This window comes from Pseudarthrobacter arbutini, from assembly GCF_054510915.1.
This window is the reverse complement of record NZ_JBTNDQ010000015.1, coordinates 99261-110802: the sequence shown is the minus strand read 5'-3', so window position 1 is coordinate 110802 and position 11542 is coordinate 99261. Positions and strand designations below refer to the sequence as shown.

Below are 11542 nucleotides of genomic sequence, written 5' to 3'. Positions count from 1 at the left end.
GGAATCGATAGCGACGAAGAGTGACCCGAAGGCGGCGAAGAATTCGCTCTCGCTTCCGTCGCCCGCTTTTCCTACAGGCTCAGCCTGGCGCGGTCGTTCGCAGCCGAGGCCACCCCACTCGGTGGGCATCCGCGCAGGGGTTCCCCCCCTCGCGACCCCACCGAACACGACGGTCCGCGAGCCGACGTCGGGGTCGATATCTAGCGCGGGCGAATTCATCCGGGTCGCGCCCAGCACCCCTAACGCGATCGCACGCCACGTCGCAGACATCGCTCCGGGACTCGGGCTCAATCCGTCCGAACTGGCGGTGCGGCACGCCGGGCGTTTCGGACGAGCGCGCGGCTTCGCCCACGGACATCGCCTGACCCTTGTGGGCAGCGCGACCGATCGCCGTATGCGTGCCGTTGTCGCGCACGAACTGACCCACGTCCGTCAAGCGCAGAATCGCGAGCGCTCCGGAAGCATCGGAGATGCGACGGCATCCGAAGCCGAAGCCGCCGCGATCGCCGACGCCGTGATGCACGGGCGCGTCCGATGGATTCCGCGGGCCTCGCTGCCCTCCGGTCGCACAGCCCGGAACGGTGACGCAGAAGGCATCGCGCCTGCCGCAAGTCAAGTCGACACATCGAAACTGCCGGAAGGCGTCAACTTCCAGGTGCTCGCTGATGGATCAGTGTTGATCAGTCATTCTTGGCTCCTCGCCGATCCGGACAAAAGAGTGATGCCAGGCAATGCTCTGGTGGCGCCGAACAGGATGGCTGAGATTCTGACAGAACTTCGTCTAACTCGCTTCCCCTGGATTGATTCGCGGGAGATCCGGCGTATCTCAGGAATCATCGCAGTGACGGGCGTAGACGCCGCGCGCCCATCGCATCGATATCAGATCGCCTTGAGCGTCTACACGCAGATCGGACCGCCGCCGGACGTGGATATCCTTGTAGCCCGTTCAGGCAGCGGCATCGCCATAGTCCTGAGGCAGGCGACGCTCGCGCCCGGGCCAATCGATTCACCGCGCGAAATCAATATGTCACCCGCCCTCCGGGACAATCTACTCAGCGCTATCGAGCGATTCACGGGCTTGGTCGCGCAGCCCGCGGTCCGGAACGCAGTGATCAACGGCGGCCAGAAGATGCAGGTGACGGCTTCGCCCGCCACCAAGGGCGTCTACGGCACTCTCAGCCAGCGCACGATGGAGACCCTCTTCGGGGGAGCACAGTGGAGACGCTATCTAGCGAAGCCGCCCGAAGCACGAGCAGGGGTCGTTACAGGGAGAACCCCTGATGATCGGCCGGTACCACGTTGGCTGCCGCGTGGGAGGCTGGAAGTAGCCCCGGCACTTCGGCAGTACGTGACTGGATCGTCGGTCCAGGTCTCGCTCACGTGGGATCACACGGTTGACAGTCAAGCCGGAATGGTGCTTCTGCCAGGTCATTGCGACTACGAGTGGCAGGTGCGGCGCAACGGAAAGATCGTCGATTCAGAGGGCGCAGCATGGCTGTTCGACAACCGGACGACAGACCTCAAACTAACCGGGGACCCGGGCGTCTTCACGATCTCGGTTGTCGCGACCAGTCGGCATTTCCTCACCCCCAATCAGAAGTTCCGCGCGCGCACAGTACTCAAGGTGGTCGATGAGAAGACGGCTGACAAGCAGGCCTTCGACAAGGTCGCGACAGCAGAAGAGGGGCCGTTCGATCGCGGGAGGCGGGGGGAGCTGCGGCTCAAGCCCAGGCAGAAGCCGATCACTGCGTCACAGGAACTCCAGAGTCTCGCGATCACGGAGGGCGCGATCAATCAGCTCCTCGCCGAGCACAGCCTGACTCCAGGAAACCATCGGATTCTCGCGGCAGAACTCGCCAGGCAGCGGGGCGCCCTTGAGCAGGCGGAAGCGGAGACAGCCGGCGGCTCTCCGTATATCGTGCGAGGGTCTTTCGTCAGCCGCGAGGACTCGACGTCGATACCGCTGAAGGTGCTTCTGCACTTCATGGACCGAGGGACAGTCGATGGGTCGGGGACATATTCCGTCCTGCTTCACGACACGACCTTCGGCACGGTAACGCAGCACCCTGGGTTTGCACGTGGTCCGGTTGCGAGGGATGTCAATGCGCAGTACACGACCATCGAGATCCAAGCACTGGAGGACATGGCCGACGAATTCCACGAGCACAACGACTACCCGGACGGCACCATCCACCTCGCTGCCCAGCTGATGAACTCGAACCACGTGTGGGAGGCCACACGCGATACCGCCAACAAACGCAAGACGGGAAAGCGGATTCTCGGAGGAATCGCTCTTGTCGGTGGCATCGCGTTGCTGTTCGTACCCGGCGGCGGTGCAGTGTCGGCAGGGATCTTCGCCGTGACGGCCACGGCCGGCGTCGGAGCGGTCGCCCTCGAGATCGAGGATCGGATGGCCAAAGAAGGCGAGCTGAAGTTCGATCGCCGCCTCGCGCTCGATGTCCTGCAGGTCGTCTCGGTCGCCCTGCCGTTCGGGCGCCTGACGCGCGTACTCGCTGAGGCGAGCGCACTCACGAAGACGGGTTACCTGTTGACCATGACAGGAGTCGACATCGCACAGGGATTCCTGATCACGGCGGACGTGCGCGATCAGCTCAACTTGATCGAGGCGAACACCGAGCTTGCTGTCTGGCGGGCGACCACCCAGAAGGAGAAACAGACGATTCTCGCCGACCGCGACCGCAAAGTAGGACAGATCATCGGTGGCGCGATGGTCAACGGCGGGTTCATCCTGATCTCGATCGGAGGAGGGATCAAGCCGATCGCCGCAACACTTCGCAATGGGACTCGGGTCATGGTGCGTGAGCCCGTCACACGACTGCCGGACTCGGGCCGAGCTTCGATTGAATCAACACTCGCGCGCGGCTGGTTCGAACACAGCAACGCCAAAGGCGAACGCGAGCGCGCCGTATTGAGCAGCGAGGAGCGCGACTTCCTCCGACAGGAGCTCGAGACTTCGCCGAGAGAAAACGACGAGTCCGGGGCCGGAATCCGGACGGAACTTGAAAAGGGGCCGCACGGCACCGGCGAAGCACCCTCCCCTGTCGAGAAAGAGCCGTCGACCGTAGACCAGCCGGTGGCTCCGTCCTCAGGAGAAGGGGGCCTCGGGCAGCCCGCAGGCGATCCTCGTTTTGCCCAGCTGGCTCGGCGAGTAGAGGCCATGAGGGACCGACTTGGCGATTACGGGCGTCGCCCGGGCCGCGCTCGCGAGGCACGCCAACTGCGTTCGGCGCTGGATGACGTCGCGAGCCGTGGTAATCGGGACCTGACCAAAGATGTGCTGGACAATATCGACGACGCACTCGCGAGCGAGCGAGCGCCGACCCGCGCAGAGCAAGTCAGCATCGACATGGGCGAACCGAGTACGAGAGCGGCTTTCGAAGAGGCGATGTATCAGCCGGCCCTTGAAGGAAGCCCCGAATGGACTACTTATCGCGATCTGGTCCTGGATAGGTATCTGCGTCGCGGATCCCTTGACGTCGGATCATCCACGCGCTCGACCGACCCGGCGCACGTTCCGAAGACCTACGAGCTGAGGGCGCGGTTCGTCGCCGGAATGCGAGATGGGAGCGTCCTTCGGCGTGCCGCGGAGATAACCAAGTCCCACCTGGAGTGGGCTGTCCGTTCGGCCGGCTCCGAGAGCGGTGCCGTCGCGGCGGGAGACGCGATCTGGATCGACAAGCTGTCGGGCAAAATGGAGGCGGGTCCGACGGGGACGACGACCCTGTGGCCGTCAGACCCCGTATGGGGAGCTTGGAGGGTTGACCACACCGTCGAGCTTCAGCATGGCGGCCTCGATCACGCAAGCAACTATGTGGCCGTCCCGCAGAAACTCCATGACGCGAAGACGAGCGCGATGAGAAAGTTCGGGCGCATGGTCTTGAAGCTCGAATGACCCTTCCCGGCGTCCCGGCGCCCACGCGCCGCAACACCCCTCGTGCGATGATCGTGTCGGAGATCGACATCCGCCATCTGGCGCAGGATGCGGGGGCGCAGGTCCGACGCGCGATCCGATGATCTGCGGAGCTGCGTCATCCCGCGTGAGGGCCTCGGATCAGCTCGCCAGCATCTGGCCGAGGAGCTCCCGCAGCTCGGCCGACGGCCGCAGCGACAGCTGCGCGTGCAGCAGTTGCTCGTACTGCCGGTACTGCCGCAGCGCCTCGACGTGGTTGTGCTCGGCGAGGTGCACGTCGATCACACTGCGGTGCGCGCTCTCGCGCAGGGGCTCGATCGCGACAGCGGCGAGCCCCGCGAGGATCGCCTCGCCGTAGCGGCCGTCGCGGGTGAGCCGCGCGCACAGCTGCTCGAGGGCGTGCAGGCGCAGCTGGCGGAAGCGCTCACGGGCCTGCTGCACCCACTCGTCGTACCAGTCGGGCAGCACTTCGCGCGCGAGCCCCGAGATCTCGTGCATCGTCCAGACCGTTGGCAGCGGCGCAGTGCCCGCGAGCAGAGTCCGCGACCACTCGACCGCTTTGCGGTAGTCGACCTCGACGCGCGGATCGAGCACGAGATGCGTAGGCGTCACGTGCACGAACGAGGACCCGAGGGAGTTGAGCCGCCACACGGCCGAGCGCAGACACGCCGTGGAATGTGCGCCGTCGGTGTCGGGCCACAGACTCCCGCTCACGAACGAGCGCAGCAACGGCCGCTCCCACAGGGCAAGGAAGGCGACCAATCGCTGGCAACCTCGCGGCAGTTCCAGGGTCTCGGAGCCCGCGCAGCACTCGAAGCCGTCGATGAGCCGAATCGAGCGCGGCAATGCGATGGAGTACGAACCCTGAGCCGCGGCGACGCCCCTGCTCATGAGACGGCGCCCTGTCGGCGCACGTCGACCTGCTGAGGCGAACGGGACGAGGAAGTCATTCCTATCGCTCCTTTCGATCAGTCATCGCCGGCGCGCAACGAGACGCATCTCCACGACGTTGAAGAGCGAATACGAGTCATTGTGTGCCAGGACCGTTACGGGAGCGTTACTGCGACGAGGTCGGCCGTTCAGTGTCTTAGGTTAATCACCTAACCCGCGGTTTGGTAAAGTCCGCCGGTCAGGGGCGCGAGCTCGATACTTTGCCGTCGATGGTTTAGTTGCTGAACTCCTTGGCGGACAGCAGTACGACCTGCGGGGCGCCGTACGCGGCCCAGATATGTTGATCCCCCGCTCCGACGACTATCCGGTCGCGGTCGAACTGAAGGTGTTCAGCGGCCATTCTTCCGAAAGAACGTCAACAACCGAGTGGCTGAGCCGCTGGCCGCATCGGTCGAAACGCGCCGCTCGTTCCGAGGCGAGGTCATGCTCAGCGCTGTACTTCTGCTCACGGACTCGAAGTAGCGCTTATCCCGCCTACGGAAACCGCGAGCGGGCAACGCCGATGTTGCACCGACTGCTTCGTTCTGTCGATGGCGTGGGATATGACTCAGTTCTCATCGGATGGGGCTGACAGCAACCTGTAGAGGCATTAGTTCTCCGCGGCATCCGGGACAAGCGTCACCGAAGAAGAACTCCTCCGCCCGCAGGACACAAGGATGTTCTAAAACTCCTGCGTGGGCAGAGATAAGGTGCGCGGCCGCGCCCGACGCCGAAAGCCCGAGTCTAGGCGTCAACGCATCCTGCTCGTCGCAGACTAGTGGGGGTCGGGGCTTGGAGGGATCTCCACGCTGAATAGTGAGTTGGCGATCGCCCTGGCCTCTGCGGGCGGTGAGGCAGCAATAATGGTGCCCCACGCTTCCGAGGAATATGTGGGGTCGGCTTCAGAAGCTTCCGCCGAAATTCCGGCCTTACGGAAACCGCGCTCCCCCTTTCCCGCCGTTGGGGTTCCGCCCGATAAGCAGTGGCTCCAGGACCCGCTGCCAAATACCACTCGACACGGTCCAAAACTCGACGGTCCCCATCATCCAATGCCTTCGAAACGCTCGGATCCGTCTGAAGGGCATCTTGGACCTCCACAGCATCCTATGGGGACGCCACCTAGCCGCCTTATCCCGATCGGCAGGAACGGCGGATGACGCCATTCGATGAGGCCAGCAATCACAAGCCCCAAAACAGCCAGACTCGCTCGGGGCCGGAGAGTTCGTCAAAGGTGATGAACAGGTATGACACACCAGGCAGACCAAGAGCGCCGGAAGAGGAATCCCGATCCCACACACCTCGGTTGTGTCGACGTACCTGACACCGCCCGCCACATGCGTCGCCCCAGAACAGCTCGGTAGGGCGCTGCACCTGGTTCGCGGCCGCTCCGCCCGGTATAGCAGTCCAGCAGTAACGTTGCAGTAACAGGCAGATTGCATAATTTGCCTGGTTACTCGCGTGGCTACTCGTGGTGAGTTCGACACACCTTGGGCAGGTAATTGTCGGGTCAGACGACTACGCGTGGTTGCAAGACACGCGGCGGAAGAATGGGGAGGAGCCCGAGGTGGCTGAGCCTGCAGTGTACGGCGACCGTGAGGTGATGCTGAGGGACTATGCGGCCACTATGGATCTTTTCAAGATTCTCGTAGACATCAGGTTCAAACTCCTGACATTCGTGCCGACGGTAACGACCGTGGCGGTAGGAGTTCTCTCCTTGGACAAACAACAAAAGATATTTGACGAGGGGACAACGCTTTTTGTCGGTGCTGCGGGCCTACTTATATCGTTGGCAATCGTCGTTTACGAGATCAGAAATTCACAAATACATGACCGCGCAGTACATCGCATCAAACACTTGGAACAACTACTAGGTTTTACACCCTCGTACTCGGGTATATCACCTCGGGGCATGTTCCAGGAGCGGGGAAGAGGTGAAACTTTCCTGTGGCTCTTCACCGTTCAGCACGACCGTGCACTCTCCATGGTCTATGGAGTGGTACTTACGTTGTGGACTTGGGTTCTGTTGACTGGTCTAAGCGATTTTGTTGGGTGGTTCGATGGGCAGAACGAGTGGCCAGGGCCGGGAGGGAAGGTCTTTATTGCAATCGGTGTCGGACTGATAGTGGCAGCCGAGATCACCCGCCACGGCGGAATGGGCCGGGAGAAGGCGATCACCTACAGTTTGGCAAACATTTTTGTGCCAGGAACAGGGGAAAAAGTCACCGACTTCAGTATGCCTGCAGGCGAACAACTATGGAGAGAACTCAAGCGTATTGAAGAGTTGATTCCGAAAAAGCCGTACAAGAACTCTCTCCAGCAACTTATTCAGGACGCGAAGTCTGGGTCCAGGGACAAGGAGGAGGGTTGTGACGCAGAAAAAATGATGGATCTCGCTATTGCCAGTGGCTTGCTCATTGTCCGACAGCGATTGAGGCCTCCATGGCAACCTGGGAGGGGCGAAAAGAGGAACGAAAAGAGGAATCGAGCGCTAAAAATAAAAAAGGGGAAACTACCGTCCCCGGCACGACTTTCCGCAGCCATCGCCGGCGGACAAGAGGTTCTAGAACACTTTACGCAGAGGCAAAAGATTGCCCTGACTAAACGGCGCGCGCAGGGAAAATACATTGCACTCGTCCAGGCCGAATTAATACAGCGGTACGGCGTCAAAGCACCCTGGTGCTCCCTTGGTGAGGTGCGATTGCGATGGGAACTCCTCACAGCTGCTGCGGCTGAGCCGGAAGCCGCCTTATCAGCCCCTCTCTCCGCTACCGGCTACACATCTACGACGGGACCGTAGCCAACTCTGGCCGGCTTTGTAGAAGCGGGGTGCCGTCTACGGGTTGTCAGCGAGGATCCGCAGGGCGAAGCGGGTCCGCTGGCGTTCCTCGTCCTCCAGCAGCATCTATGACTGATGTGTCTGGTCATCGAGGATTTTGTGCAGCCGGATAACCCGAGAGCGATCGCATCCCTTCATGTCCTCACGCGTGCTAAGCGGTTCCCGCACGCCGCGAGAGGTCCTCGCCTGAAGCTGCATCCGGGCTTGGTGCTTTCGCGGCTGGGGGCATCTTGTTCATGCCCTCTGTCCATTTCGGCTATTGGCGACCCCGGCCGTGGGAGGTGGCGAGTGCTGACGGGCGGGAATCGCCGAGACGATCGACGGTGAATTTCGGGGACAAACCACAGAGCGACTGGAACTCGCGGACCAAGTGCATCTGGTCCTAGTATCCGGAATCAATCGCGATGTCGAGCCACGATCGCTGGACCACGCCGACCAGGAGCGCAGCTGGTTCGGCTACGCCTACTCGGTCTACCAGGTCGAGTACTCCCGCAACCTGATCTCCGCCTCCGGCGCGCGGTGATGGAGCGTGGTTTCGACGCCGTCGTGGACCGCACCCGGACCCGGATCGATGTGCCCAGGCTGCGCACCTTGTTCGGCGTGGGCCAGCGTCCCCGCCGGCCAGCCGGGGCGGACCTGTCGATGAACCAGGCAGTCGTGATCGAGAGACCCAGGTGGAACCTCACCGTGTTCAAGGTCCACTTCGGACTGTTGACGCTCAAGAGCTACACCAAGGGCGAGCACGAGCGGCGCTTCGAGGCCATCGTTGCACAACACCCGGACATTACACACCGGCCGGGTACTGGAGAAGTTCCCCGCCATCGTCACCCGGCTCACCGGCATGGTCGACCGGTTCACCACCGTGCTCGACTGCGTCGACGTGGCCTTCCTGCCCGACGGCATCCTGGACAGGCTGCCGACCCCATCCCAGATCGGTGCCACCCGAGTCGGCGGCATCGATCTGAACAAGCCCCGTACCCGACCCACGCTGGCCGCCGTCCTGGCTTTGGCCATCGCCCCCGAGGCCTTCACCGTCGCCGATCTCGCCAGCCAGGTCCGATCCCGGACCGGACAAAGCGAACACGGCTACACCGTCCGGCAAATCGCCTACGACCTGCGCAAACTGCGAAGCAAGCAACTCGTGGTCAAGCCCGCCGCTACCGCGTCCCGGAACAGGCGGCCCGATCCATCGCAGCCCTCCTCGCCTTGCGCGACCAGATCATCGCCCCGATCTTGGCAGGGATCCGTCGGCCCGGGCCCGGTCGACCGCCCAAGACGTACACCCGCATCGACCGCAACTACGCCCACCTCCGCGACGACATGCGCACCCTCTCCTTCCCCGATCTCGCCATCACAACCGCGGCATAGACAACAAATTGTCGATCACACGCCGCAATCTCCTAGTCTTAGGTTGATCCCAAACAGGTCAGCAGGGACGTCAGCAAACCTAACCATCGCCATTTATCGCAGCGTTCCTACACGCTCTAGTTTTCTTCGCCTTCGGTCGCTGGAGGTGCCCATCATTCTGTACACGGTGGCCGCCTACTGCTGCATTACCTGTGGAAGATTATTGGGAATCAGGGCATAGAAGGGTGCTGCAGTAGGTCTCAATCTCAAGGATGCTCTCCAGACCCATCAGCAGATGATCTGCGAATCTTGATGCGTCTCAGAATCCTGCGTGTTGGACTCGGTCCACGGGCTCTTGCTGAAGTCATTTGGAACGATATCTACACCACCACGGGACCGGGGTGCCAGCCTGCGCCGTCACGCCAGTAGTGCTGGAACTTCCCGTCGGTGCGCTGGACCATGAGTTCGAGGTTGGTGCCGTATGTTCCCTGGAGCAGGCCAACGACTCGGGCTACCCCGTCACCGAACTCCGCACCCGGTGTCCAAGGACCGAGGCCGGCGTTGTGCCGCCACCAGTGCTGGATGTGGTCGCCGACGGTCACACAAAGTTCGAAGTTCCCGATCCCGGACTCATCGCCAGCCCCGTAGGTTCCCTCGATGAGCGCCGGCCCGCTGGAGACTCCAGTCCCGAAGGAGGACAGGAGCGCCCATCCTGCCCCGGGCACGCGGCGCCAATGCTGCATGTCACCGGCACGGGTTGCACCGACATAGTGCAGTTCACCGTTTCCGTTTTCCGGAGAGCCGGTCAGGCCAAGGCGGCTCTGCACCAGGGACGGTCCCGAGAAGGCGAATCCACGGCCGAAGATCTCCCGGCGATACCAGCGCCCCGGCGGTGTGGTCCACGGAGCGGAGTTATGCTTCGTCCAGTGTTCGGCCGCGCCGGAGCGGCCGACAGCCACGACTTCGAAGTCACCGGGCGCCCCGCGGTTGCTCTGGATAAAACCCGGAATGCCGATCGGGTTCGACATGGCCAGTCCGCCGCCGCTGACGACCTTGGCATCGAACCACCAGCCGGACACCTGATCGAAGTAGGCGTGGTGCAGACGCTCATCCCGGCACCGGTAGACCAGCTCTAAGTTCCGGTTGAAGGTGCTCTGCACGACGGCGGGGGTATCGATGGCGTCGGGCGGCAGGGGGCGCCACTGATCCGGGGAGCGGATCGGTCCCACCCGGTTCCACTGCATCAGGGCGTTGGAGTTCTCCCGGTACCAGTGCTCGATTTCCCCGCCAACGAGGACGAATAATTCAAAGTTATTGTTCTTGGCGCCGTTGCCGCCCTGGACCAGCGCCCCGGTGCGCTGCCGCCGCTTGGCCCAGGGATCGGGATTGGTGCCCCGTACGCCCAGGAACTCGGCGGGTTCGAGCATGTTGGCCCCATAAGCGATCCGACGGTACCCGCCCTCGCCCCACCATTGGCCCCAGCTGTTCTTGACGATCCAGAAGTGCCCGTCGTCGCTGAATCCAACGACGAGCATAATGTGGAGGCCGACAGGTACCGCTCCCTGGCTGGGCGTGTAGATCTGGGTGCCGGCCGCGCCGAAGTCGTCATATATCTGCATCGTGACGACCATGGGGCCCACCAGATCGATCCAGTCCTTCTTCTGCTGCACATCGGTCATCGACACCAAGGTTCCGGGCCGGAGCCGCATGGTGCGGCCGGCCCTGTCCGACGTGGGCGACAAGGGGAAGGCTGAAAGCGCGGCACCGTGTGGTTTGGCTGTATAGAGGACCGCGTCCTCGCTCCACGGGAGACAATCCGGATCGGCCAGACCGTACCGTTCCGCGAAGATGTGCGCCTCGCCGCCGTTGCCCCAGTCCCATGGCTGTTTCCCGGTGCCGCGGGCCAGATCGCCCTCGGACCGGCGGGTCCACAGATTATGCTCGATTCGGATCATTGACTCATACAACGCTGTCATGCCGAAGGCCCAGCAGTTCGGCGCGCTGCCCTGGCTCCTCACGCTGGTGACAAACCTCCGTCCCCACCGGTTCCGCCAGTCAATGTTCATTTCGTGTCACCGCCGTCGTCCTTTGGCTCGGTCCGTGGCTGCGGGCTTTCCGGAGCGGATGGCACCGGAAGCCGGTCCGAGGTGGCCTCGGAGACCTCCCTGTCCAGCGGGAGGCCCGTCTCGTTCCATAGCTCTCGCAACCCCGGATCGTTCGGGGGAAGCATGGCTATCAATTCGCGGATATCTGCCTGCGGATCAATCCGCGTAGCCAACCGGAGGATATCCTCCGAATCGGCCTGCTCTCCGCCCATCGGGAACTGCGGCACAGGTTCGTCGTCGCTGATGAGCGGGTCGACGGTCCAGGGATTGCCCATCTGTTCCAGGCGGCGCCGCAGTTCACCGTATGTCAGTGCGGGCCGTTCTTCTCCGGCTTCCCCGCGAGCCGGGTGCGGCGTTTCGCTCATGCCAGGTCCTTTCCGGCGTTATCCATGT

The 11542-nt window shown here is 62.8% G+C and carries 9 protein-coding genes and 1 pseudogene; 5 read left to right on the top strand and 5 right to left on the bottom strand.

Going from position 1 to position 11542, the window contains the following annotated elements; all coding sequences use genetic code 11:
• Positions 1-121: 121 nt before the first annotated feature.
• Positions 122-3913: a hypothetical protein gene (locus ACX80V_RS17035; RefSeq protein ID WP_485844126.1), complete on the top strand. Its 3792-nt coding sequence runs from the start codon at positions 122-124 to the stop codon at positions 3911-3913.
• Positions 3914-4072: 159 nt separating this feature from the next.
• Here ACX80V_RS17035 and ACX80V_RS17030 read toward each other — a convergent pair whose 3' ends face one another.
• Complete coding sequence (locus ACX80V_RS17030) at positions 4073-4822, bottom strand: AfsR/SARP family transcriptional regulator (RefSeq protein ID WP_485844125.1); 750 nt, start codon at positions 4820-4822, stop codon at positions 4073-4075.
• A 274-nt stretch (positions 4823-5096) separates the two neighbouring features.
• Positions 5097-5222, bottom strand: coding sequence for a hypothetical protein (locus ACX80V_RS17025; protein ID WP_485844124.1), 126 nt, complete (start codon positions 5220-5222; stop codon positions 5097-5099).
• A gap of 430 nt (positions 5223-5652) precedes the next feature.
• Here ACX80V_RS17025 and ACX80V_RS17020 point away from each other — a divergent pair.
• The 3 genes and pseudogenes from ACX80V_RS17020 to ACX80V_RS17010 form a co-directional block, all read left to right on the top strand.
• A pseudogene (locus ACX80V_RS17020) lies at positions 5653-6018 on the top strand (hypothetical protein); the annotation flags it as partial.
• Between the two features lie 407 nt (positions 6019-6425).
• On the top strand, positions 6426-7658 hold the full coding sequence (locus ACX80V_RS17015) for a hypothetical protein (protein ID WP_485844123.1): 1233 nt from the start codon (positions 6426-6428) through the stop codon (positions 7656-7658).
• A 409-nt stretch (positions 7659-8067) separates the two neighbouring features.
• Entirely contained in the window at positions 8068-8220 is a 153-nt protein-coding gene (locus ACX80V_RS17010; protein WP_485844122.1) for a hypothetical protein, read from the top strand.
• A gap of 261 nt (positions 8221-8481) precedes the next feature.
• Here ACX80V_RS17010 and ACX80V_RS17005 read toward each other — a convergent pair whose 3' ends face one another.
• Positions 8482-8781, bottom strand: coding sequence for a hypothetical protein (locus ACX80V_RS17005; protein WP_485844121.1), 300 nt, complete (start codon positions 8779-8781; stop codon positions 8482-8484).
• A gap of 149 nt (positions 8782-8930) precedes the next feature.
• On the opposite strand from ACX80V_RS17005, the gene ACX80V_RS17000 reads away from it, so the two are divergent.
• On the top strand, positions 8931-9065 hold the full coding sequence (locus tag ACX80V_RS17000) for a hypothetical protein (protein WP_485844120.1): 135 nt from the start codon (positions 8931-8933) through the stop codon (positions 9063-9065).
• 359 nt (positions 9066-9424) lie between these two features.
• Here the strand turns inward: ACX80V_RS17000 and ACX80V_RS16995 are convergent, their stop codons facing one another.
• Positions 9425-11110: a C1 family peptidase gene (locus ACX80V_RS16995; protein ID WP_485844119.1), complete on the bottom strand. Its 1686-nt coding sequence runs from the start codon at positions 11108-11110 to the stop codon at positions 9425-9427.
• The gene (locus tag ACX80V_RS16990) at positions 11107-11514 is read right to left on the bottom strand and encodes a hypothetical protein (protein ID WP_485844118.1); all 408 of its coding nucleotides are present in this window, start codon (positions 11512-11514) and stop codon (positions 11107-11109) included. The genes ACX80V_RS16995 and ACX80V_RS16990 overlap by 4 nt, the downstream gene beginning before the upstream one ends.
• Positions 11515-11542: the final 28 nt, after the last annotated feature.